Here is a 23,468-nt window from a genome sequence, read left to right on the forward strand (position 1 = left end):
AGGAAGCATGTACTGGATTAACGGACAACGCCACGATGCGCTGGCGCCGAGCGATCGCGGCCTGCAGTTCGGCGATGGCTGTTTTACGACTGCCCGGGTTATCGACGGTAAAATCGAGCTGCTGCCCTGGCATCTGGAGCGGCTGCAGCAAGCGGCGCAGCGGCTGATGCTGCCCTCCACCGATTGGCCGGCTTTCGAGCGCGAGATGGCGCAGGCGGCCGAATCAATTCCGCTCGGCGTGGTCAAAGCGATACTGACGCGCGGCAGCGGCGGGCGGGGTTACAGCCCGACCGGGTGCGAAAACCCGACGCGCATCGTGGCCCGCAGCAGCTACCCTGCGCACTATTTGCAGTGGCGCGAGCAGGGCATTACGCTTGCGCTCAGCCCGGTGGCGCTGGCGCGCAATCCGCTGCTGGCGGGGTTGAAGCATTTGAACCGCCTGGAGCAGGTGCTGATCCGCGCGCATCTTGACCAGACGGCCGCCGACGAGGCGCTGGTGCTTGACACTGCCGGTATGCTGGTGGAATGCTGTGCGGCTAATTTGTTCTGGCGTAAGGGAAAAGCGGTATTTACCCCGGATCTGAGCCAGGCGGGCGTCGCGGGCCTGATGCGGCGGCGAGTGATCGCGCTGCTGGCGGGCTCGGAATACCGTCTGCACTGCGTCAGTGAACCGCTGGATACGCTGGCCGATGCCGACGAAGTCCTGGTGAGCAATGCGCTAATGCCGTTGCTGCCGGTAAACGCTGCGCAATCATGGCGTTATGCTTCACGTCAGCTGTATGATTTTTTGCGTCCACACTGTTAACCATGGCTAATTGATGAAGAAAAGAAAGCTGAAGGTCCTGTCTGTTATTGTTGTTCTGGTATTGGCGCTGTTGTTTTGGGGCTACCAGAAGATCGAACGCTTTGCCGATACGCCACTGGCTATCCAACAAGAAACCATCTTCAAACTGCCGGCCGGCACTGGCCGGGTAGCGCTCGAAGGGTTACTGGTGCGCGATAAATTGGTGCACAATGGCCGCTGGTTCCAGTGGCTGCTGAAGCTGGAGCCGGAGCTGGCGGAATTTAAAGCCGGTACCTACCGGTTCACGCCGGGCATGACGGTGCGCCAGATGCTGAAACTGTTGGCCAGCGGCAAAGAGGCGCAGTTCACCGCACGCTTTATCGAAGGCTCACGCCTGCGTGACTGGCAGCAGGTGTTGCAGCAGTCCAAATACCTGAAACACACCCTGGCGGGCAAGAGCGAAGCGGAGATCGCCGCTGCGCTCGGCATTCCTGCGGGAGAAATCCCGGAAGGACATTTGTACCCGGATACCTATCAGTATACCGCCGGCATGAGCGACATCGCGCTGCTCAAACGCGCGCATGTGCGCATGAACAAAGCGCTGCAGGCCGCTTGGGCCGGCCGCGACACCAGCCTGCCGTACAAAAAGCCGGAAGAGCTGCTGACCATGGCTTCGATCGTCGAGAAAGAGACCGCCGTGCCGGAAGAGCGCAGCAAGGTGGCGTCGGTGTTCGTCAACCGCTTGCGCATCGGCATGCGTCTGCAGACCGATCCGACGGTGATCTACGGCATGGGCGAAAGCTATAATGGCAACATCACGCGCAAGGATCTGGAGACGCCGACGCCTTACAACACCTATGTGATCGCCGGCCTGCCGCCAACGCCGATCGCCATGCCGGGTGAGGCCTCGTTGCAGGCGGCCGCCAATCCGGCCAAAACGCCATATCTCTATTTTGTCGCCGACGGCAAGGGTGGGCATACCTTCACCACCAATCTGGCGAGCCATAACCAGGCGGTGCGCGTGTACCGTCAGGCGTTAAAGGAAAAGAATGAAAAGTAAATTCGTTGTAATTGAAGGGCTGGAAGGCGCGGGCAAAACCACCGCGCGCGATACGGTGGTCAATGTGCTGCGTGAACATGGCATCAACGATATCGTCTTCACCCGTGAACCCGGCGGCACGCCGCTGGCGGAGAAGCTGCGCGATCTGTTCAAGCGCGGCATCGACGGCGAATTGCCGACCATCAAGGCCGAAGTCTTGATGCTGTACGCTGCGCGCGTGCAGTTGGTGGAAACCGTGATCAAACCCGCCCTGGCGCGCGGCGCCTGGGTGGTGGGCGATCGCCACGATCTCTCTTCACAGGCTTACCAGGGCGGCGGCCGCGGTGTGGATCCGCAGTTGATGACCTCGCTGCGCGACACCGTGCTGGGGGATTTCCGCCCGGATTTGACGGTCTATCTCGATCTGCCGCCGCTGGTCGGCCTGCAACGCGCGCAGGCGCGCGGCCAGTTGGATCGCATCGAACAGGAGGCGCTGCCGTTCTTCGAACGCACCCGCGCTCGCTATCTCGAGCTGGCGGCGCAGGATGAAACCATCGTCACCGTCGACGCCGCCCAGCCGCTGGAGCAGGTGACCGCGGCGATCCGCGACTGCGTCGGCCACTGGCTGCGGCAGCAGGAAGGCGCATAATGAACTGGTACCCGTGGCTGAACGGCCCTTATCGCCAGCTGATTGGGCAGTACGCTGAGGGCCGTGGCCATCATGCGCTGCTGCTGCACGCGGCGGCGGGCAATGGTGACGATGCGCTGGCCTACGGCTTGAGCCGCTGGTTGATCTGCCAACAGAGCAACGGCGAAAAAAGCTGTGGCGAGTGTCACAGCTGCCGGCTGATGCTGGCGGGCAACCACCCGGATTATCATGTGCTGGCGCCGGAAAAGGGCAAGAGCAGCCTGGGTATCGAACCGATTCGCCAGGTGATTGAAACGCTGTACGCTCACGCTCAACAGGGCGGCGCCAAGGTGATTTGGCTGCCGCAGGCGGAACAGCTGACCGAGGCGGCGGCCAACGCGCTGTTGAAAACGCTGGAAGAGCCGCCGGAGAAAACCTATTTTCTGCTGGGTTGCCGTGAGCCGTCGCGGCTGATGGCGACGTTGCGCAGCCGCTGCCTGTACTGGCATTTGGCCAGCCCGGATGAACAACTCAGCCTGCAGTGGCTGAGCCGGCAGGCGGCCGGCTCTCAGACGGACCGCCTCACGGCGCTGCGCCTGCACGACGGCGCGCCGCTGGCCGCCGAACAGCTGTTGCAGCCGCAGCAGTGGCAGCAGCGCAGCGCGCTGTGCGCCGCCTTGAGTGCCGCGCTGCCGCAGCGCGATATGCTGTCGCTGCTGCCGGCGCTGAACCATGAAGACGTCGCCGAGCGCCTGCACTGGCTGTGCGCGCTGCTGGTGGACGCCATGAAGTGGCAGCAGGGCGCGCATCACTATGTATTGAATCAGGATCAGCAGCCGCTGGTGCATCAGTTGGCCAGCCTGCTGAGCAGCGCCTCGCTGCAACAGATCGTGCAGCAGTGGTTGAACTGCCGCCATCAGCTGCTCAGCGTGGTGGGCGTCAACCGCGAGCTGCTGCTGACCGAACAGTTACTTCGCTGGGAACAGATGCTTGGCGCCGCCGGCTATTCCCACCCTCACTCGTTGTAAAGTTAAAGAGTTAAACATTATGTTGTTAGTCGATTCTCATTGCCACCTTGACAGTCTGGATTATCAGACGCTGCACCAGAATGTGGACGACGCGCTGGCCAAGGCCAAAGCGCGCGACGTCGGCTATGTGCTGGCGGTCGCCACCACGTTGCCGGGTTACCGTTCCATGACCGAACTGATCGGCGAGCGCAACGACGTGGCCTTCTCGTGCGGGGTGCATCCGCTCAATCTGGAAGAGGGTTATGATTACGCCGAACTGCGTCGCCTGGCGGCGGCGGAGCAGGTGGTGGCGCTGGGAGAGACCGGGCTCGATTACTTCTACCAGAAAGACAACCTTGAGCTGCAGCAGGACTCTTTCCGCGAACATATCCGCATTGGCCGGGATCTGAACAAGCCGGTGATCGTCCACACCCGCGATGCGCGCGCGGACACGCTGGCGATCCTGCGTGAAGAGAATGCACAGGACTGCGGCGGCGTGCTGCACTGCTTCACCGAAGATCTGGCCACGGCAGAAGCCCTGTTGGATCTGGGCTTCTACATCTCTTTCTCCGGTATCGTCACCTTCCGCAATGCCGAACAGCTGCGCGAAGTGGCGCGTTATGTGCCGCTGGATCGCATTTTGGTGGAAACCGACTCGCCGTACCTGGCGCCGGTGCCGCATCGCGGCAAAGAAAACCAACCCGCCTATGTGCGTGATGTGGCTGAATACATGGCGGTATTGAAGGGCGTTAGCCTGGAACAACTGGCCGAAGCCACCACCGCCAACTTTTCACGCTTATTTCACCTCGAACTGTGATCTTTGACCTAGGCTATAGCTGTAGGTCATTGTCTGCGTAATTTTTTTTAAGCTCGTAATTAATCACTGAAACGGGTAAGGTTCCCTCCCGTTTCAAGGTGGTTGGCGCGCGTTTTTTGCTCTGTTTTGCCAAAAAAACGCCGATTTTTGCAAAGTTGCGCGGCTCGATCATCGAAACGTGATTGTCATCAAACATTGCGCAGGCTATTTATTTTACTCTGCGTAATAAATTCAAGGGGTGCTCAGACACCCTGAATTGCAGGGGTTTTTCTCCCCCCCTTGCAGCGCGAATCATCGCGACAAGAAGTAGCAAAGCATTATTACTCAGGAGCACACTCAACTATGTTCAAGAACGCATTTGCAAACCTGCAAAAAGTAGGTAAATCGCTCATGCTGCCGGTGTCCGTGTTGCCTATCGCAGGTATCCTGCTGGGCGTCGGCTCCGCCAACTTTAGCTGGCTACCTGCGGTAGTCTCCCACGTGATGGCGGAAGCGGGCGGTTCGGTCTTCGCCAATATGCCGCTGATTTTCGCCATCGGCGTCGCCTTGGGCTTCACCAACAACGACGGCGTTTCCGCGCTGGCGGCGGTGGTGGCCTACGGCATCATGGTGAAAACCATGGCGGTGGTTGCGCCGCTGGTGCTGCACCTGCCGGCTGAAGAGATTGCGGCCAAACACCTGGCGGATACCGGCGTGCTCGGGGGGATTATCTCCGGCGCCATCGCGGCCTATATGTTCAACCGCTTCTTCCGCATTCAACTGCCGGAATACCTGGGCTTCTTTGCTGGTAAGCGTTTCGTGCCGATCATTTCCGGTCTGGCGGCGATCGTTCTGGGCGTAGTGCTGTCCTTCATCTGGCCGCCGATCGGTACAGCTATCCAGACCTTCTCGCAGTGGGCGGCTTATCAGAACCCGGTCGTGGCCTTCGGCATTTACGGCGTGGTTGAGCGTGCTCTGGTGCCGTTCGGTCTGCACCACATCTGGAACGTGCCGTTCCAAATGCAAATCGGTGAATTCACCAACGCGGCGGGCCAGGTGTTCCACGGCGACATCCCTCGCTACATGGCGGGTGACCCAACCGCGGGCAAACTGTCCGGCGGCTTCCTGTTCAAAATGTATGGTCTGCCTGCTGCGGCCATCGCCATCTGGCACTCGGCCAAGCCGGAAAACCGCGCGAAAGTCGGCGGTATCATGATCTCCGCCGCGCTGACCTCGTTCCTGACCGGTATCACCGAGCCGATCGAGTTCTCCTTCATGTTCGTCGCGCCGATCCTGTACGTGATCCACGCTATCCTGGCCGGTCTGGCGTTCCCAATCTGCATCCTGTTGGGCATGCGTGACGGCACCAGCTTCTCGCACGGCCTGATCGACTTTATCGTACTGAGCGGCAACAGCAGCAAAATCTGGCTGTTCCCAATCGTCGGCATCGTCTACGGTCTGGTGTACTACACCATCTTCCGCGTGCTGATCGCCAAGCTGGATCTGAAAACCCCTGGCCGTGAAGACACCGCTGCCGAGCAGACTGCGCAGGGCGGTTCCGAAATGTCCGCGGCGCTGGTTCAGGCCTTCGGCGGTAAAGAAAACATCACTAACCTGGATGCTTGCATCACCCGTCTGCGCGTCAGCGTGGCCGACGTGTCCAAAGTCGACCAGGCGGGCCTGAAGAAACTGGGCGCAGCCGGCGTAGTCGTCGCTGGCTCCGGCGTGCAGGCCATCTTCGGCACCAAGTCCGACAACCTGAAAACCGATATGGACGAATACATCCGTAATCATTGATTCAGGCAGGGGAGTTATCAAGGGAGGCGCAAGCCTCCCTTTTTTATTGCCTGTCGTCAGGCGCCAAGGCGCTGTTCGAGTTCGGCGAGAGAAGGAAGGAACCAGACCTGTTCGCCGCGATTGGCTTCGCGAACGAAATCTTGCAGCGCGTTGCTTTGCGCTAACCAAGGGGTGATATCGCCCAGCAGCGTCACGCGCAGGTGGTAGTTGATGAATTTCTGCAATACGGCGCCGGCAATGCCGCTTTTGAGCTGGAAAAAGGTGGCGTCGAGGCGGTTGATGGGGAGGGCAATCATCCCGGCCTCGTGTTCAAAGGCGGGCGCGATAAACAAGCTGACGTCGTTTTCGTCTTTCAACATCGGCCCGGCTTCGGCGAAAACCACCAGGCACAGATCGTAGACTTGCTGCACGGCGTAGCTCATCGGCGCTCCGGGAGTCAGGGTTTGGCATGTTTTTGCAGGTAATGCTCGAACACCGCCAGCGTTTCGTCCGAGATATGGTGTTCAATCCCTTCGCTGTCCAGCTCGGCGGTTTCGCTCGGCACCCCGAGGCACATCAGCAGATCGACCACGATGCGGTGACGGCGGCGCACCTTCTGCGCCAGCTGCTCGCCTTCCTCGGTTAAAAACACCCCGCGATAAGGGCGCGACTCCACCAGCCCGGCGCTTTTGAGCCGCGCGATATTTTTGATCGCCGTCGGGTGAGAGACGCCGAAGCGGCGCGCGATATCGGTGGTTCTGGCTTCGCGGGTGCTTTGCAGCAAATCGGCGATCAGCTCAACGTAATCTTCGATCAGCGCATTGGACTGCGCTTCGCGGGCGCGGCTAAAACGCAGGGCGTGCTCGGCCTCGTCCGGCATGTCGGTCTGGGCGTGGCGGTCGGCGTTATCTGGCGCGCGGGTAACCATAGCGTAGGGCGTCCTGTAAGCATAAAAATGGCGTCTCCCGGCAATGCGGGGAGGGTTGCCCTAAGTTAGTCCAAATAGCACACATTATCAATTCGATGCCACGCATTGTGGTAGTTAGAAATATCTCTACACAAAGCCCATTAATTTCGCCTGTTGCATAAAGTGTAGCCGATGCTACATTGTCAGCATGATCGGTGGAAAAATAACCAGCAAAAGATTAAGGGTACTTCATGCGAGACGCGGCTACTCCCTCATCGTTAACCGAACGGACCAACATCGCGATTGGCGCCGCCCTTGCCGGACGCAAGCGCGGCGCATTTACGCCGTTGCTGTTCGCCGGCCCGGCGGTGATTGCCTCGATCGCCTATATGGACCCCGGTAATTTCGCCACCAACATTCAGGCCGGGGCGAAATACGGCTACAGCCTGCTGTGGGTGGTGGTGATGGCCAACCTGATCGCCATGCTGTTTCAGGCGCTGTCGGCCAAACTGGGCATCGTCACCAACCGCAATCTGGCGGAAATGTGCCGCGACCAGTTTTCACGGCCGGTGGTGATCGGCATGTGGCTGCTCAGCGAAGTGGCGGCGATGGCCACCGATTTGGCGGAGTTTCTCGGTGGGGCGATTGCGCTGGCGCTGCTGTTCCATATGCCGCTACTGGCGGGGATGGGGGTGACGGCGGTGATCACCTATGCGCTGTTGATGGTGGAAAAGAAAGGTTTCCGCCCGGTCGAGCTGATGATCGGCGGCCTGGTGGGCATCATCGCGCTGTGTTATCTGGTGGAGATGTTCATCGTGCCGGTGAACTGGCAGTCGGCCGGCATCGGCATGGTGACGCCGCAGTTGCCGGATGCCCAGGCGCTGACCATCGCCGTCGGCATTATCGGCGCCACCGTGATGCCGCACGCCATTTTCCTGCACTCGGGATTGACCCAGCACCGCAGCCCGGCCAGCGATAACGGCGAGCGGCGCAAGCTGCTGCGTTTTTCCAATATTGAAGTGGTGATCGCGCTGGCGCTGGCCGGGCTGGTGAATATTGCGATGGTGATCATGGCCTCGAGCGCCTTCCACGCCGGTAACAGCGACGTGGCCGAAATTGGCACCGCCTACCATACGCTGACGCCGCTGTTCGGCGCGGCGGCGGCCGGCATCTTCCTTGCGTCGCTGATCGCCTCCGGCATTTCCAGCTCGGTGGTGGGCACCATGGCCGGGCAAATGATCATGCAGGGCTTCGTCGGTTTCCGTATCCCGGTGTGGGTGCGCCGTCTGGTCACCATGGTGCCGGCGTTCATCGTGGTGGCGATGGGCGTCAACGCCACCGACGCGCTGGTCTACAGCCAGGTGGTGCTGAGCCTGGCGCTGCCGGCGCCGATGATCGCGCTGGTAATGTTCACCCGTCGCCGCGACATCATGGGCGAGTTCGCCAACGGTCGCTGGACCAGTCTGGCGGCGGTGGTCGGCACGGTGGTGATCGTGCTGCTCAACGGGGTGTTGCTGCTGCAGACTTTCGGCGTCGATATCCCTGGACTGGGGTGAGGTAAGTCAATCTGGGGACTTGATGTTGGAATAATGGCTAAACGCCATACCTTTTATTACCGCCGGAAGTGATACAGTATCTGCCGCCTCTGGGACCAATACAAATGTTCCCAGAAGAGCAGGGGCAAGAGCCAATGGATGAATTTTGAGGCGCTTTTCTTACTGGGGGAGTCGGTTTGGTTGGTGCCTTAACCGAATTTTTTATTGTAGGTTTTATATAACACTCTGCATAATCGCAAAGGGATTTTGCTGATACCCACCGTGGTTTTTCTTTTTTCTGCGATATCCTGATCCAATTAGCCTTTTCCTGATAGACGGTTATTCGTTCGCCGCGGTTGACTGAACCTATGACTTTTCCATTGGGCGATGCGCGTACGTTAAGTTTATCGGTGTTGACAAATTTCTTGACGGATGAGTCTTCGTTAACCTGTGCCGGATAAACAGCGGCTACCGACTGCGTTTGGCGACTTGTATCAGAAGTGGCGGTTGAATAGGGGGCTGTTACGGCAGATTGTTTTCTTTCCGATGAGTGAAACAGGAAGCCTATTATTGCTAATAAAATAATTACGCCCCCAATGGCCGTATCCTTTCGTTTATTTCCCATAAAAATATCTTCGTATTCGAAATAATTATATCCAAGGGTAGTGTGAGCTCAATGTTTTTGCAATTGAGGAATCAATCAGTCTGTTTATGGAAGTGAGGTTGATTTAAAAGGGGCATAAAGCCCCTTGAATGCAGAATTAGACGCTAAATATTCCCCACGCCGCCGTCCATTTGCAGCTCCGCGCCGACCATAAATGCCGACTCGTCCGCAGCCAGAAACACCGCCGCTTTGGCCAGTTCCAGCGCGCTGCCCATGCGGCCGATCGGCACCAGCGCGCGGATATCGTCGCGCAATGCCTGCTCATCCGCTTCCGCCAGCCCCAGCTTACCCAGCGCCGGGGTTTCGGTCGGGCCGGGGCTGAGGCCGTTGACGCGAATGCCGCGCGCGTGCAGCTCGCCGGAGAGCGTTCTGGCCAAAGATAACAAACCGGCTTTGCTGGCGGCGTAGGCGCTGCTCTGCGGCAGGCCGATATGGGCGCTGACCGAACCGCACAGGATCACCGAAGAAGGGTTGGCCAGCAGCGGCAGCAGCGCCTGGATCAGAAAGAACGGTCCCTTGAGGTTGATGTCCATCAGCCGCTGGTAGCTCTGTTCATCCCATTCCTGCAGCGGGCGGTGCGTGACATCGCCGGCGTTAACGTACAGCACGTCCAGCCGCGGCCACCGTTGCTCCAACTGCTGCGCCAGCGCGCGCTGTTGTGGGAGGTCGCCGGCGTCGCTCAGCAGCAGCAGCGCGTTGCCCGCCAATGCCTGGCCCGCCGCGTCCAGGGCGCGTTGGCTGCGGCCGGTGATCGCAACCAAAGCGCCCTCGGCGATGAACTGGCGGGCGGTTTCCAACCCGATGCCGCTGGTGCCGCCGGTGATCAATGCGTATTTGCCTTGCAGTCGTGACATAACCGATTCCTCTTTAGCGTCAGTTTCGGCATTATTTGCGCTATAGTTACTTTTGCATAGTAGGCACCTTTTGGATACTAATGGACGAGGTGGGATGAAATGACGACGCAAGCGCCCTTAGCGGCGGAAAATAATTTGGCGGCGTTGCCGACGGCGGGTGAACCTTGCCCGATGGTGGACTTCGTCAATCTGGTGTCGGGCAAATGGGCGATACCGATCTTGTACCGGCTGATCATAATCGATGGCCCGGTACGATTCAGCGAGCTGCAGCGGGCGGTGGCGCCCATTGCGCAAAAAGAGCTGACGCGCCAGCTGCGGCTGTTCGAACAGCGCGGTCTGGTGACGCGACAGGTGTTTCCCGAAGTGCCGCCGCGAGTGGAGTATCAGGTCACCGCGCTGGGCAAATCGCTGCGGCCAACGTTGGACTCGCTGGCCGAGTGGATGCGCCGACATGCGCCGCAGCTGATCGGCGGCTAGTCGCCGATGCCCGGCGGATTGATGGCGGAGCGCTCGACCTTTTCGTCGCCTTCGCCCCAGCGTTCCAGCACCTGCGCGTATTCACCGCTGACGATGACGCCGTTGATGGCGGCGTTGACGGCGTTCACCAACCCGTTGCCTTTTTTGGTGGTGACCGCGACATAGGCCACGTTGGGGCCGATGCCGACCATTTTGGTTTTGCCGGTCAGCGCCGCCTTGTAGGCGCCGGTAGAGTGGGGGCCGAAGAACGCATCGGCGCGCCCGGACTGAATGCTGAGGTTGGTGGCGGCGTCGTCGGTCACGTAGATCGGCTGCACCGGCGGCAGCCCGGCGGCGCGATTCTGCTTATCCCATCCCAGCAGAATGTTTTCCTGATTGGTGCCGGATCCGACGATGATCCGCAGACCGGCGACGTCCTGCGGCCGGTTGATCGCGGTGATGTTGCTGGTGGATTTGACGTAAAAGCCCAGCGTGTCCACTCGGTAAGTGGCGAAGTCGAATTTGGTTTTACGCTGTTTGGTGACGGCGATGTTGAAGATCGCCGCATCGTATTTGCCCGCGCTGATGCCAAGCGGCCAATCTTCCCAGGAGGTGGGCACCAGATTCAGCTCCAGCCCGAGGCTGTCGGCCACCAGGCGGGCGATGTCCGGATCGCTGCCGATCAGCGTTTTATTGTCTTCGGCGAACAGCGCCAGCGGCGGGGAGTTCTCGAATGCCACCGCCACCGTCAGCTTGCCGGGCACCGCGAAGTGAAAGTTCGCCGGAATCAGCGCGATAGCGGCGGGGTTCTTCTCTGCGCGTATCGGCTGTCGATTAGCCTGCAGATCGATACCGCCCGACGGGGCCGCCTGCACGGCGGCGCTCAGCAACAGCGCGCACAGCGCCGGAATCCTCGGTAACATAACGCCCTCTATCCTTTGTTAATCATGGGGTTACTATTGGCGGCGGTGCGGGGCAAGTAAAGCAACAATAGTGAATAACCAAAGTGAAAAGATGCACAAGCGGGGGGCCGGGCTGCGCGAATCTGCAGCACTCGACGTGGAAAGTGCGCAATCAGGTTGAAAGCAGTAGAATTTGTCACTCATACTGCGTACAGCTAATTGTGTAAAACAAGGAACGCCAGATGGCCGAAGAAACGATTTTCAGTAAAATTATCCGCCGCGAAATCCCTGCTGATGTGGTTTACCAGGATGAACTGGTGACCGCTTTCCGTGACATCTCCCCCCAGGCGCCCACCCATGTGCTGATCGTTCCCAACGTGCTGATCCCAACCGTCAACGACGTGACCGTGGAGCACGAAGCCGCGCTGGGCCGCATGATCACCGCCGCGGCGAAAATCGCCGAACAGGAAGGCATCGCCGAGGACGGCTACCGCCTGATCGTCAACTGCAATCGCCACGCCGGTCAGGAGGTCTATCATATTCATATGCACCTGGTCGGTGGCCGCTCGCTGGGGCCGCTGTTGTCACGTTAAGCGAGGAAATCATGCGCGGTAAAAAAACTCTGCGTGGTCTGATGGCGTTGGCGCTGCCCGCCGCGTTGTTGATGGGATGCAGCTCACCGCCCGGCATCGCGGTCAACCAAGGGCAGACGGTGGTGATGGATCCTTCGGTGCTGACCGCCGGCATTCTGGCCGATACGCCCTCGATTTCGAACGCTTCCGGGCGGGTGATGGCAACCTCGGTGCTCAATAACAGTCAGCCGACGCCGGTCACCGTACATTACCGTTTCTATTGGTACGACGCGCAGGGACTGGATATTCGCCCCTTCGAGAAACCGCGCGAGATCGTGGTGGCGCCCAACTCGGACGCCAAAATCTACTCGATTAACGGCAATCTGGACGCTAAAAGCGCGCGTCTGTATCTGTACCTGTAAGCGCTTGCCAGGTTTGGAGAAAAAGCATGAAAAAGTACGTCTTAGTGGCGCTGGCCGCATTCACCCTGAGCGGCTGTCTGTCGCGCCCGCCTGAGCCGGAACAACCGCTGCCGCCGGTCACCGTCGAGCCGGATCAGCCGACGCCGCCGGTCGAGCAGCCGCAGCCGCCAACTACCGAGCCGGTGCCGCAGCCGCCGAAAATCCAGCAGCTCGACTGGCTGGGCAGCGTTCAGCCGCTGGTGGGGCAGATGTTGAAGGCCGATGGCGTCACGGCCGGCAGCGTGCTGCTGCTGGACAGCGTCAAGAACAACACCAACGGTTCGCTGCAGATGGGCAAAGCCACCGCGGCGCTGTATAAGGCGCTGGCGTCGAACTCCACCTTCAGCGTGGTGCCGGAAGCGAAGCTGACCAGCGCCAGACAAACGCTGGGCCTGTCGGCGGATGACAGCTTCGGCTCGCGCAGCAAGGCGATTGGCCTGGCGCGCATCGTCGGCGCGCAGTACGTGCTGTACAGCGATGTCAGCGGCGACGTGAAGTCGCCGGCGCTGGATATGCAGCTGATGCTGGTGCAAACCGGCGAGATCGTCTGGTCGGGCAATGGCGCAGTTAAACGCTGAGGCCGCGCTGCGACGATTGATGGAAACCAGACTGCCGGCGGTGAATACCGCCGGTTGTCATTTCAGCCCGGTGCAGGGGCTGACCGGCGAGAGCTGGCGTATCGACGGCGCGGGCATTACGCTGCTGGCGCGGCAACACAGCGCGGAGAAACGCGCGCTGGGCGTGAGCAGGCGGCGGGAAGCGCAGGTCTTGCGTCGCTGCGCGCCGGGGCTGGGGCCACGGGTTTTCGCGCAGAATAATCAGTGGCTTATCCTCGAATGGCTTGAAGGTGACGTCGTCACAATTGCCGAGTTTGACGCGCTGAATCAGCGCGGCGAGCTGGCGGCGATGGTGGCGACGCTGCATCGGCGGCCGCTCAGCGGTTACCGGCTGGATCTGCGGCGGCAGTTCCTCCGCTACTGGCAGCAGCTGGATACGCGGCGTTTAACCCCCGCCTGGCTGCGCCTGCAGCGTCATTTTTTACGCAGCGCCTTGCCACGGCCGCTGCGTCTGGCGCCGCTGCACATGGATATCCATCCGGGCAATCTGCTCGCCACCGGCGAAGGGCTGCGGCTGATCGACTGGGAGTATGCCGCCGACGGTGATGTGGCGCTGGATATCGCCGCGCTGTTTCGCAGCAACGGCTGGTCGGCCGAACAGCAGCAGCGCTTTTTGCAGCACTACGCGCGTCAGGATTATCACGACATCGCCCGGCTGCAGGCACAGGTGCGCCGTTGGCTGCCGTGGGTGGATTATCTGATGCTGCTGTGGTTTGAAGTGCGCTGGCAGCAGAGCGGCGACGTTGAATTTTTGCGCTGGGGCGCTGCGCTGCGCCGGCGATTCTGTTTATCACCATCCGAATTCTGAACGAACACAATGAAGTGAGGTGCCCGTGGGCCCAGTAATGCTAGATGTCGCCGGCTACGAGCTGGATGCAGAAGAACGCGAAATATTGAAACACCCGCTGGTTGGCGGATTGATCTTGTTTACCCGCAACTTCCACGATGCGGAGCAGCTGCGTGAGCTGGTGCGCCAGATCCGCGCCGAATCGCACGATCGGCTGGTGGTGGCGGTAGATCAGGAAGGCGGGCGCGTGCAGCGCTTCCGCGAGGGCTTCACCCGTCTGCCTGCGGCGCAGTCGTTTGCCGCGTTGCACGATGCGCAGGAAGGCGGCCGTCTGGCGCAGGAGGCAGGCTGGCTGATGGCGGCGGAAATGATCGCGCAGGATATCGACATCAGCTTTGCGCCGGTGCTGGACATCGGCCACGGCAGCGCGGCGATCGGCGAGCGTTCGTTCCACAGCGATCCGCCGCAGGCGTTGGCGATGGCGGAACGCTTCATCCTCGGCATGCACAGCGCCGGCATGAAAACCACCGGCAAACACTTCCCGGGGCACGGCGCCGTCAGCGCCGATTCGCACAAGGAAACCCCGCGCGATCCGCGGCCGCTGGCGCAGATCCGCGAGCACGACATGGCGATCTTCCGCGAGCTGATCAACCGCCAGCTGTTGGACGCCGTCATGCCGGCCCACGTCATCTATACTGAAGCGGACCCGCGTCCGGCCAGTGGCTCGCCGTACTGGCTGCAGCAGATCCTGCGTCAGGAGCTGGGCTTCGACGGCGTGATTTTCTCCGACGATCTGTCGATGGAAGGCGCCGCCATCATGGGCAGCTATGCCGAACGCGGCCAGGCGGCGCTGGATGCCGGTTGCGACATGATCCTGGTGTGCAACCACCGCGAAGGCGCGGTCAGCGTGTTGGATAACCTGTCCCCGGTCAAAGCAGAGAAGGTGAAGCGGTTATATCATCGCGGTCAGTTCACCCGTCAGGAACTGCGCGACTCCGAGCGCTGGCAGCAGGCGCACAAGGCGCTCAGCGCGCTGAGCGAGCGCTGGGAGGAGCACAAGCAGCGTTCGCAAGGGTGAATCCAGGCGCCGCACCGCGGCGCAGAGCGGAAATGATGAGGGCCGCGCCCGCGGCCCTTGGCTTGTTGCGAGGATCCACATGATTATCTATTTGCACGGCTTCGATTCCACCAGTCCCGGCAATCATGAAAAGGTGTTACAGCTGCAGTTTATCGATCCGGACGTGCGCTTTATCAGCTACAGCACGCAGCATCCGCGTCACGACATGCAGCATCTGTTGAAAGAGGTGGACAAGGCGGTGCAGCAGGGCGGCGACGCGCACCCGTTGATCTGCGGGGTCGGCCTCGGCGGCTTCTGGGCGGAGCGCATCGGTTTCCTGTGCGGCATTCGCCAGGCGATGTTCAATCCCAACCTGTACCCGGAAGAGCACATGCACGGCAAGATAGACCGGCCGGAAGAGTATCGCGATATCGCCACCAAGTGCGTGGAGGATTTCCGCGAGAAAAACCGCGATCGCTGTCTGGTGGTGCTGTCGCGCCACGACGAGGTGCTGGATAACCGGCGCAGCGCCGAATTGCTGCATCACTACTACGAAATCGTCTGGGATGAACAGCAGACGCACAAGTTCAAAAACATCTCGCCGCATCTGCAGCGGCTCAAGGCGTTCAAGGCGCTGGGTTAACAGTTTCATAACGCTGCCGCGAGCCGCGCGCCCCGTTTTTCACCGGCGGAAAGTGCGGCTTTTTTGTGCGTCAAAGCAAGATTCTCTGTGGCAATCGGCAAAATTTAAAACTGTGACTCAGCGCTAACTATTTGAATCACAATCCCCAAAAAATCCCCGCGTCCAGCCTTTAACCAAAAAAATTTGATGTACGTCAATTTTGGTATGACCAAATAACCTCACATGCTATTCTGGCTGCAGAGAGCCGATTTATTTTACGCGAACCCTATGTATTCTAAGGATATTATTTATTCACCCTGGGATAACAAATGGTTCACATTTAGGGGGTTATTTTGACAACGCCAAAGAAGAAAATCGTTATTGTTGGCGGCGGCGCCGGTGGTCTGGAGCTGGCGACCAGCCTGGGCCATAAACTTGGCCGCAAGAACAAAGCCGAGATCACGCTGGTGGATCGCAACCACAGCCATTTGTGGAAACCGCTGTTGCACGAAGTGGCGACCGGTTCCCTCGATGACGGCGTGGATGCGCTCAGCTACCTGGCGCACGCGCGCAATCACCATTTCAGCTTCCAACTGGGGTCGTTGACCAACATCAACCGCGAGACGCAAACGCTGCAGCTGGCGCAGATCTGCGACGAGCAGGGCGGCGAGCTGGTGCCGGCGCGCGAATTGCCGTACGACATCCTGGTGATGGCGCTGGGCAGCACCTCGAACGATTTCGGTACGCCGGGCGTGAAAGAGCACTGCATCTTCCTGGATAACCCCCATCAGGCGCGTCGTTTCCACAACGAAATGCTCAACCTGTTCCTGAAGTTCTCGGCGCAGCCGGGGCAAAAAGAGCGGGTCAACATCGCTATCGTCGGCGGCGGCGCCACCGGCGTTGAACTGTCCGCCGAACTGCACAACGCGGTGAAGCAGTTGCACAGCTACGGTTTCGAAGGCCTGGACAACAGCGCGCTCAACGTGACGCTGGTGGAAGCCGGCGAGCGCATCCTGCCGGCGCTGCCGCCGCGCATTTCCGCCGCCGCGCACCAGGAGCTGATCAAACTGGGCGTGCGCGTGCTGACCAACACCATGGTGACCAGCGCGGACGCCAAGGGGCTGAACACCAAGGGCGGCGAATTTATCGACGCCGATCTGATGGTGTGGGCGGCCGGCATCAAGGCGCCGGACTTTATGAAGGACATCGGCGGCCTGGAAACCAACCGCATCAACCAGCTGGTGGTAGAGCCGACGCTGCAGACCACGCGCGATCCGAACATCTTCGCCATCGGCGACTGCGCCTCTTGCCCGAAAGAGGGCGGCGGTTTCGTGCCGCCGCGCGCGCAGTCGGCGCACCAGATGGCCTCACGCTGCGCCACCAATATTCTGGCGCTGATGAACGGCCAGACGCTGAAGCCATACGTGTATAAAGACCATGGCTCGCTGGTGTCGCTGTCGCGCTTCAGCACCGTCGGCAGCCTGATGGGGAACCTGATGCGCGGCTCGATGATGGTGGAAGGGCGCATCGCGCGCTTCGTTTACATCTCGCTGTACCGCATGCACCAGGTGGCGCTGCATGGCTACATCAAAACCGGCCTGATGATGCTGGTGGGCGGCATCAACCGGGTGATCCGTCCGCGTCTGAAGATGCACTGATCTCGCCTTTGTCGACCAACCCGCGCCGGTTCGCCCGCGCGGGTTTTTTTATGGCGGCGCGAGGCGATCGGCGGCGGTTGTTTGATTCTTCTGCACAAGCCGTCGTTGGCATGGGTAAAATTCTTAAGATTCCTCCTAAACAACGGGAAAACGGCCGTTTTCCCGCATTTTTGGTCCCCTTGTCTTATTGCGGGCCTCCAGATCATTGTGCAGACTTTACCTCGTTTACAGACGGCGCGTCGCGCACGCCGTAAACCGGGATACCGCAAGCCGCCCATGCGCAAAATAATAAGCGCGGTGCAGCCGGTAACAGACCCCGGAAAAAATGCGTGGTAACACTTTCAGGAGGTTTCCTGTGAACAAGTCAATGTTAGCCGGTGTTGGAATTGGTGTCGCTGCCGCTCTGGGGATTGCCGCGGTAGCCAGTCTGGACGTCTTTTCTGCCGGTCCGCAATATGCGCAGGTGCTCGCCGCAACGCCGATTAAAGAAACCATCAAAACGCCGCGTCAGGAATGCCGCAACGTCACCGTGACGCACCGCGCACCGGTGCAGGATGAAAACCGCATCGCCGGTTCTGTGCTGGGCGCAGTGGCGGGCGGCGTGATCGGCCACCAGTTCGGCGGCGGTCGCGGGCGCGACGTGGCGACGGTGGTAGGTGCACTGGGCGGCGGCTACGCCGGCAACCAGGTGCAAGGGGCGATGCAGAACAACGACGTCACCACCAGCGTTCAGCAGCGTTGCAAAACGGTCTACGACAAGTCTCAGAAAATGCTGGGCTATGACGTGACCTACAAGATCGGCAATCAGCAGGGCAAGATCCGCATGGATCACGATCCGGGCACGCAAATCCCGTTGGATAAAAACGGCCAGCTGGTGTTGAACAGAGCCTGATCGCCACATTCGAATTAAACCCGCGGGCAGTGTTAGTTCTGATCGTTTAACCCGGTTAAGCGAGCGGCGTTAACATTGACGCGGGTTTCTGTTTTCTGCCTGCCCAAAAGTTTGCGATCGTTCTAATGTCTGCGTGCGATATCGCTGGGCGAAACTTCAAAAAAGCCCCTGCGTTTGTTATATTATTGTGCAATTAAGCGGTGTGTTCGGCGCCAATCGCCACACCGGCCAAACCCGAGTATTTCGTCTCGCAGAGATAACGACATGTTAGATTTTCGCTTTCCGACAGCGTTGCAAATGGTCCTTAGCGTCGCCGTAGCTGAGAAGCAGGGCATGCGTTCGACGAGCGCCACCCTCGCCGCCGCTCTGGAAGCCAACCCCAGCTTTATCCGCAAACTGATGGTGCCGCTGACCAAAGACGGCATCATCGTTTCCACCCTGGGCCGAAACGGCTCTATCCACCTCGGCCGCCCGGCGGAAGAGATCACCCTGCGGGACATCTATCTGGCGGTGATCGACGACAAGCGCATCTGGGCTTCCCGCCCTGAAGTGCCGGCCCGCTGCCTGGTGAGCGCCAACGCCTGCTGGTATTTCAAATCGGTGGTGAACGAGGCCGAGCAGGCTTCGCTCGCGGTGCTGGCGCGCCACACCGTGGCCGACTCGTTGGCCGAGCTGGAGCGGGGCGACAAACGCGCCTGCGCGGAGTACGCCGCCGAGCAAGAGGCTGAAACCGCCGATAAATAATCGCGGTTCGCATGCATAAAAAAAGGTCGGGCAATGCCCGACCTTTTTGCATGTTAAGACGATGATTACGCCATCTGCGGCTGCGCTTTGCGCGCCACCAGGCGCCGCAGGGTGACGTAGAACACCGGCGTCAGGAACAGCCCGAACAGGGTGACCCCCAGCATGCCGGAGAACACCGTGATGCCGGTGACGCCACGCACCTCGGCGCCGGCGCCGTGGCCGAGGATCAGCGGGATGGTGCCGGCGATGAAGGCGATGGAGGTCATCACGATCGGCCGCAACCGCAGGCGACAGGCCTCGAGCGCCGCCTCGACGATGCCTTTGCCCTGCATTTCCAGCTCGCGGGCGAACTCGACGATCAGAATGGCGTTCTTGCAGGCCAGCCCCATCAGAACGACCAGCCCGACCTGCACGAACACGTTGTTGTCGCCGCCGGTCAGCCACACGCCGAACAGCGCCGACAGCATGGTCATCGGCACGATCAGGATCACCGCCAGCGGCAGCGTCCAGCTTTCATACAGCGCCGCCAGCGCGAGGAACGCCAGCAGCACTGCCACCGGGAAGACCACCAGCGCGGCGTTGCCCTGGGTCGATTGCTGATAGCTCAGATCGGTCCACTGGATGTTCATGCCGTTCGGCAACAGCTTATCGGCCATCTGCGTCAGCGCACCCATCGCCTGGGTAGAGGAGAGCACGCGCGGATCGGCGTCGCCGATCAGATCCGCCGCCGGGAAGCCGTTATAACGGATCACCGGATCCGGGCCGTAAGTGGTGCCGATGCTGACCATGCTGCCGATCGGCACCATTTCGCCCTTGTCGTTGCGGGTACGCAGGTTGGCGATGTCTTCCACGCTGTCGCGGAACTGGCCGTCGGCCTGCGCCATCACCTTCCAGGTGCGGCCATAGCGGTTGAAGTCGTTGATGTAAGACGAACCGAGGTAGGTCTGCAGCGTGCTGAACAGCGCATTGAGCGGCACCCCCTGCGCCTTGGCCTTGTCGCGATCGATTTTGGCGTCCAGCTGCGGCACGTTGGCCTGATAGGAGGAGATCGGGAACCCCATGCCCGGTGTTTGCATAATGGCGCCGGACATCGTGTTGATCGCGGTCTGCAGCGCGCCGTAACCCAGCCCGCCGCGATCCTGCACGTACAGCGAATAGCCGGAACCCTGGCCGATGCCGAGGATCGGCGGCGGCATGATGGAGAAGGCGAAACCTTCCTGGATCTGCGAAATGCGCGCGTTAATCTCGGCGTTGATCTGCGCCGCGGTGCGGGTACGGGTGCTCAGCGACTCCAGTGCGAAGAACACCGTGCCGGTATTCGGCGTATTGGTGAACTGCAGCGCGTTCAGGCCGGGGAAGGCTACCGCATCGGTGACGCCGTCCACGCTCAGGCCGATGGCGCTCATCTTGCGGATCACCGCATCGGTGCGTTCCAGCGAGGCGCCTTCCGGCATTTTCACGCCGCCGATCAGGTACAGCTTGTCCTGCGTCGGGATAAAGCCGCCGGGCACGGTCTTGAACATCACCCCGGCGGCGGCCAGCAGCAGCAGATAGACGACGAACACCGCGCCGCGCCGGCTCAGCACGCGGGAGACGCCGCGCTGGTAGCGTTGCGAACCGCTGGCGAAGAAGCGGTTGAACGGCCGGAACAGCCAACCGAACAGCCTGTCGATCAGGCGCGACGGCAGATCTTTCGGCGCGCCGTGCGGTTTGAGCAAGCGCGCCGCCAGCGCCGGCGACAAGGTCAGCGAGTTGATGGCGGAGATCACCGTCGAGATGGCGATGGTGACGGCGAATTGCTTGTAGAACTGGCCGGTGACGCCGGAGAGGAACGCCATCGGCACGAACACCGCGCACAGCACCACGGCGATGGCGATGATCGGGCCGGAGACCTCGCGCATCGCCTGGTGCGCCGCCGCCAGCGGCGACAGCCCCTCTTCGATGTTGCGCTCAACGTTCTCCACCACCACGATGGCGTCATCCACCACGATGCCGATCGCCAGCACCAGCCCGAACAGGCTGAGGGTGTTGAGCGAGAAGCCCAGCAGATACAGCGCGGCGAAGGTGCCGACCACGGAGATCGGCACCGCCAACAGCGGAATGATCGAGGCGCGCCAGGTCTGCAGGAACAGAATGACCACCAGCACCACCAGGATCACCGCTTCCAGCAGGGTATCCACCACCGCGCGGATCGAATCGCGCACGAAAACCGTCGGATCGTACGGAGATTTCCAGCTCATGCCATCCGGGAAGCGGGTCGCCAGCTCGGCCATCTTGCCGCGCACCGCGTCCGACAGCTCGATGGCGTTGGCGCCCGGCGACTGGAAGATGCCGATGCCGACCGCATCCTTGTTATTGAGCTGGGCGCGCAGCGCGTAGCTGCCGGAACCCATCTCGATGCGCGCCACGTCGCGCAGCCGCACGATCTCGCCGTTATCGCCGCTCTTGAGGATGATATTGCCGAACTCTTCTTCAGTTTGCAGGCGGCCCTGGGCGTTGATCGACAGCAGATAGTCGCTGCGCGTCGGCATCGGCTCCGCGCCGAGCTGGCCGGCGGAGACCTGCACGTTTTGCTCTTGCATGGCGCTCACCACGTCGGAGGCGGTCAGCCCGCGCGCGGCGACCTTGTTCGGATCGAGCCAGATGCGCATCGCGTATTCACCGGCGCCGAAGATCTGCACCTGGCCGACGCCCGGCAGGCGAGCCAGTTCATCCTTGACCTTCAGGGTGGCGTAGTTGCGCAGGTACAGCGAGTCGTACTTGCCGGAAGGCGACACCAGATGCACCACCAGCGTCAGCGCCGGAGACTGTTTCTGGGTAGTGATGCCCTGGCGGCGCACGTCTTCCGGCAGGCGCGCTTCGGCCTGTGCCACGCGGTTTTGCACCTGCACCTGCGCCTGATCGGGATCGGTGCCGGGGCGGAAGGTGACGGTGGTCACCAGCACGCCGTCGGAACCGGCAACCGATTTCATGTACATCATGTTTTCGACGCCGTTGATCGCTTCTTCCAGCGGCGTGGCCACCGTTTCAGCGATCTCTTTCGGGTTGGCACCCGGGTATTCTGCGCGCACCTGCACGCTGGGCGGCACCACGTCCGGGTACTCGCTGATCGGCAGCAGCGGAATGGCGATCGCCCCGGCGACAAAAATCAGTATCGACAGCACCGCGGCGAAGATCGGCCGGTCGATGAAAAAACGGGAAAAGTCCATGGGTCAGAGTTCTCTGCTGGGAGCTTAGTTAAGTGCGGAGGCGGTGGTGGTCATGGCGACGCTTTTCGCGTCGACCGGCATGCCCGGCATAAACACTTTCTGCATGCCGTCGACGATCACCCGATCGCCGTTCACCAGGCCTTTTTGCACAATGCGCAATCCTTCGGCCATCCGGCCCACGTCGATGTCGCGGCGCTGCGCCTTGCCGTCTTTATCGACGATGTAAACGAACTTGCGGTTCTGATCGGTCATCACCGCTTTGTCGTCGATCAGCATGGCGTTGAACTCGGCGCTGCCGGGCATCTGTACCCGTGCGAACAGCCCCGGCGTGAAGCGGCGATCGCGGTTGTCGAGCAGGGCGCGCATGCGGATGGTGCCGGTCCCGGCGTTCAGTTGGTTATCAGTGAAGTCCACCAGCCCTTGATGCGGAGTGCCGTCTTCGCCCACCAGGCCGACTTTCACCGGCAGGCGGGCATCGTGCCGGCCTTGCTGCTGATAACGCAGGAAGGTGGCTTCATCCACGTCGAAATAGACGTAGACCTTGTCGAGCGACACCAGCGTCGTCAGCACGCTGGCGCTGTCGCCGGCGGTGACCAGGTTGCCGGCGGTGATCATCGCGCGGCTGGCGCGCCCGTCGATCGGGGCGGTGACGCGGGTAAAGTCGAGATTAAGCTGCGCCATATCGAGCTGGGCCTGCGCCGCCAGCACGTTGCTTTGCGCCTGCGCGGCGGACGAACGGCGCTGTTCCCACACTTCTTGCGAGATGGCCTGAGTGCCGATCAGCTTCTCGGTGCGCGAGGATTCGCTGCGCGCCAGAGCGGCCTGGTTGCGCGCCCGCACCAGCTCTGCCTGCGCCTGTTCACGCGCGGCGCGGTAGGTGCGATCGTCAATGGTGAACAGCACCTGGCCTTTTTTCACCTCGTCGCCTTCGGTGTAGTTGACCCGCTCGATGTAACCAGAGACCCGTGGGCGCAGTTGCACGCTCTGCACCGCCTCGACCCGGCCATTGAACGCATCCCACTGGCTGATCGGCTTGACCACCACGCTGGCGGCGCTGACCACCGGCGGTGGCGGCGGGGCATTGTGCGCGACGCTGTTGTCGCATCCGGCGAGCAGGGCGGCCAACAGCGCCACCCCGGAGAGCCGCTGGCCCAGAGCGACGGCGCGCGTGCGGCCGCCGGCGTTGAACGATGAGTTTGGTTGATTTGGCATTATTTTTATTCCGATAAGTAAGCGCTGTCTGGCCCCATACCCAACCCTGTTTCTCGGGCTTTTCCCTTCATGCCGGCGTTCGGCGGAAGGGGCGCCGCGCTTTGTCATGGCGCAACGTTAGGTTTTGAAACATATTGGTGTCACATTAATGTATCAATATCGGTTACATTAATTGGGTGGAGTATAGTGGCGGCTTTCCGATAAATGCAATAATAAAAATTGCATTTAAAGCGAAACTGTTGCAACGTATGTGCATCGGGCAGAGGGTGACCCTGCCGAATGATGGGAG

At 60.8% G+C, this 23,468-nt stretch carries 24 protein-coding genes; 17 read left to right on the forward strand and 7 right to left on the reverse strand.

Annotation, left to right across the window (positions count from 1 at the left end; translation table 11 throughout):
- Positions 1 to 7: 7 nt before the first annotated feature.
- From pabC to ptsG, 6 genes are all read left to right on the forward strand, one after another.
- Positions 8 to 805, forward strand: coding sequence for an aminodeoxychorismate lyase (pabC, locus tag ACTJJ6_RS02145; RefSeq protein WP_016928190.1), 798 nt, complete (start codon positions 8 to 10; stop codon positions 803 to 805).
- A 13-nt stretch (positions 806 to 818) separates the two neighbouring features.
- Positions 819 to 1,844 (forward strand): endolytic transglycosylase MltG, encoded by a 1,026-nt coding sequence (gene mltG, locus ACTJJ6_RS02150; protein WP_440801883.1) that lies wholly within the window; start codon positions 819 to 821, stop codon positions 1,842 to 1,844.
- The gene (gene tmk, locus ACTJJ6_RS02155; protein WP_016928188.1) at positions 1,834 to 2,472 is read left to right on the forward strand and encodes a dTMP kinase; all 639 of its coding nucleotides are present in this window, start codon (positions 1,834 to 1,836) and stop codon (positions 2,470 to 2,472) included. Before mltG ends, tmk begins: the two co-directional genes overlap by 11 nt.
- Positions 2,472 to 3,479, forward strand: a complete 1,008-nt coding sequence (gene holB, locus ACTJJ6_RS02160; RefSeq protein ID WP_440801886.1) for a DNA polymerase III subunit delta' — start codon at positions 2,472 to 2,474, stop codon at positions 3,477 to 3,479. Before tmk ends, holB begins: the two co-directional genes overlap by 1 nt.
- Positions 3,480 to 3,498: 19 nt before the next feature.
- The gene (locus ACTJJ6_RS02165; protein WP_016928186.1) at positions 3,499 to 4,275 is read left to right on the forward strand and encodes a metal-dependent hydrolase; all 777 of its coding nucleotides are present in this window, start codon (positions 3,499 to 3,501) and stop codon (positions 4,273 to 4,275) included.
- A 342-nt stretch (positions 4,276 to 4,617) separates the two neighbouring features.
- Positions 4,618 to 6,051 carry a PTS glucose transporter subunit IIBC gene (ptsG, locus tag ACTJJ6_RS02170; RefSeq protein WP_016928184.1) on the forward strand — a complete coding sequence of 478 codons (1,434 nt, stop codon included), beginning with the start codon at positions 4,618 to 4,620 and terminating at the stop codon, positions 6,049 to 6,051.
- A gap of 56 nt (positions 6,052 to 6,107) precedes the next feature.
- Here the strand turns inward: ptsG and ACTJJ6_RS02175 are convergent, their stop codons facing one another.
- Complete coding sequence (locus ACTJJ6_RS02175) at positions 6,108 to 6,473, reverse strand: DUF4180 domain-containing protein (protein ID WP_079449376.1); 366 nt, start codon at positions 6,471 to 6,473, stop codon at positions 6,108 to 6,110.
- 14 nt (positions 6,474 to 6,487) lie between these two features.
- The gene (mntR, locus tag ACTJJ6_RS02180) at positions 6,488 to 6,958 is read right to left on the reverse strand and encodes a manganese-binding transcriptional regulator MntR (RefSeq protein ID WP_016928182.1); all 471 of its coding nucleotides are present in this window, start codon (positions 6,956 to 6,958) and stop codon (positions 6,488 to 6,490) included.
- Between the two features lie 230 nt (positions 6,959 to 7,188).
- Between mntR and ACTJJ6_RS02185 the strand changes: the two genes are divergently transcribed.
- Positions 7,189 to 8,493: an Nramp family divalent metal transporter gene (locus ACTJJ6_RS02185; RefSeq protein WP_049300614.1), complete on the forward strand. Its 1,305-nt coding sequence runs from the start codon at positions 7,189 to 7,191 to the stop codon at positions 8,491 to 8,493.
- Between the two features lie 37 nt (positions 8,494 to 8,530).
- On the opposite strand, the gene ACTJJ6_RS02190 is transcribed toward ACTJJ6_RS02185, so the two are convergent.
- Together ACTJJ6_RS02190 and ACTJJ6_RS02195 are read right to left on the reverse strand one after the other, a co-directional pair.
- Entirely contained in the window at positions 8,531 to 9,097 is a 567-nt protein-coding gene (locus tag ACTJJ6_RS02190) for an SH3 domain-containing protein (protein WP_075205922.1), read from the reverse strand.
- A 143-nt stretch (positions 9,098 to 9,240) separates the two neighbouring features.
- Positions 9,241 to 9,990, reverse strand: a complete 750-nt coding sequence (locus tag ACTJJ6_RS02195) for an SDR family oxidoreductase (RefSeq protein ID WP_049300615.1) — start codon at positions 9,988 to 9,990, stop codon at positions 9,241 to 9,243.
- Positions 9,991 to 10,089: 99 nt separating this feature from the next.
- Between ACTJJ6_RS02195 and ACTJJ6_RS02200 the strand changes: the two genes are divergently transcribed.
- A complete protein-coding gene (locus ACTJJ6_RS02200; protein ID WP_440801892.1) occupies positions 10,090 to 10,467 on the forward strand; it encodes a winged helix-turn-helix transcriptional regulator in 378 nt (125 codons plus the stop codon).
- Here the strand turns inward: ACTJJ6_RS02200 and ACTJJ6_RS02205 are convergent.
- Positions 10,464 to 11,369, reverse strand: a complete 906-nt coding sequence (locus ACTJJ6_RS02205; RefSeq protein ID WP_016928176.1) for an ABC transporter substrate-binding protein — start codon at positions 11,367 to 11,369, stop codon at positions 10,464 to 10,466. The genes ACTJJ6_RS02200 and ACTJJ6_RS02205 overlap by 4 nt on opposite strands.
- 221 nt (positions 11,370 to 11,590) lie before the next feature.
- On the opposite strand from ACTJJ6_RS02205, the gene hinT reads away from it, so the two are divergent.
- The 9 genes from hinT to ACTJJ6_RS02250 all read left to right on the forward strand — a co-directional run bounded on the left by hinT (position 11,591) and on the right by ACTJJ6_RS02250 (position 18,758).
- On the forward strand, positions 11,591 to 11,941 hold the full coding sequence (hinT, locus tag ACTJJ6_RS02210) for a purine nucleoside phosphoramidase (RefSeq protein WP_004928776.1): 351 nt from the start codon (positions 11,591 to 11,593) through the stop codon (positions 11,939 to 11,941).
- Between the two features lie 11 nt (positions 11,942 to 11,952).
- Positions 11,953 to 12,342, forward strand: a complete 390-nt coding sequence (locus ACTJJ6_RS02215; protein WP_016928175.1) for a YcfL family protein — start codon at positions 11,953 to 11,955, stop codon at positions 12,340 to 12,342.
- Between the two features lie 26 nt (positions 12,343 to 12,368).
- On the forward strand, positions 12,369 to 12,959 hold the full coding sequence (gene lpoB / locus ACTJJ6_RS02220) for a penicillin-binding protein activator LpoB (RefSeq protein ID WP_004928784.1): 591 nt from the start codon (positions 12,369 to 12,371) through the stop codon (positions 12,957 to 12,959).
- The gene (gene thiK, locus ACTJJ6_RS02225; RefSeq protein WP_440801896.1) at positions 12,940 to 13,806 is read left to right on the forward strand and encodes a thiamine kinase; all 867 of its coding nucleotides are present in this window, start codon (positions 12,940 to 12,942) and stop codon (positions 13,804 to 13,806) included. Before lpoB ends, thiK begins: the two co-directional genes overlap by 20 nt.
- A gap of 37 nt (positions 13,807 to 13,843) precedes the next feature.
- Positions 13,844 to 14,863, forward strand: coding sequence for a beta-N-acetylhexosaminidase (nagZ, locus tag ACTJJ6_RS02230; protein ID WP_016928173.1), 1,020 nt, complete (start codon positions 13,844 to 13,846; stop codon positions 14,861 to 14,863).
- A gap of 79 nt (positions 14,864 to 14,942) precedes the next feature.
- Positions 14,943 to 15,485: an alpha/beta hydrolase YcfP gene (gene ycfP, locus ACTJJ6_RS02235; RefSeq protein ID WP_016928172.1), complete on the forward strand. Its 543-nt coding sequence runs from the start codon at positions 14,943 to 14,945 to the stop codon at positions 15,483 to 15,485.
- Between the two features lie 332 nt (positions 15,486 to 15,817).
- Positions 15,818 to 17,122 carry an NAD(P)/FAD-dependent oxidoreductase gene (locus ACTJJ6_RS02240; RefSeq protein WP_004928794.1) on the forward strand — a complete coding sequence of 435 codons (1,305 nt, stop codon included), beginning with the start codon at positions 15,818 to 15,820 and terminating at the stop codon, positions 17,120 to 17,122.
- Between the two features lie 355 nt (positions 17,123 to 17,477).
- Positions 17,478 to 18,014, forward strand: coding sequence for a glycine zipper 2TM domain-containing protein (locus ACTJJ6_RS02245; protein ID WP_176063372.1), 537 nt, complete (start codon positions 17,478 to 17,480; stop codon positions 18,012 to 18,014).
- Between the two features lie 264 nt (positions 18,015 to 18,278).
- The gene (locus tag ACTJJ6_RS02250) at positions 18,279 to 18,758 is read left to right on the forward strand and encodes an RrF2 family transcriptional regulator (protein ID WP_028128027.1); all 480 of its coding nucleotides are present in this window, start codon (positions 18,279 to 18,281) and stop codon (positions 18,756 to 18,758) included.
- A gap of 65 nt (positions 18,759 to 18,823) precedes the next feature.
- Here the strand turns inward: ACTJJ6_RS02250 and sdeB are convergent, their stop codons facing one another.
- Both sdeB and sdeA read right to left on the reverse strand, forming a co-directional pair.
- Complete coding sequence (sdeB, locus tag ACTJJ6_RS02255; protein ID WP_049300618.1) at positions 18,824 to 21,967, reverse strand: multidrug efflux RND transporter permease subunit SdeB; 3,144 nt, start codon at positions 21,965 to 21,967, stop codon at positions 18,824 to 18,826.
- A 24-nt stretch (positions 21,968 to 21,991) separates the two neighbouring features.
- Positions 21,992 to 23,179: a multidrug efflux RND transporter periplasmic adaptor subunit SdeA gene (gene sdeA / locus ACTJJ6_RS02260; RefSeq protein ID WP_016928167.1), complete on the reverse strand. Its 1,188-nt coding sequence runs from the start codon at positions 23,177 to 23,179 to the stop codon at positions 21,992 to 21,994.
- Between the last annotated feature and the right edge of the window lie 289 nt (positions 23,180 to 23,468).

The organism is Serratia sp. 22278 (genome assembly GCF_052045405.1).
GTDB classification, from domain to species: domain Bacteria; phylum Pseudomonadota; class Gammaproteobacteria; order Enterobacterales; family Enterobacteriaceae; genus Serratia; species Serratia marcescens.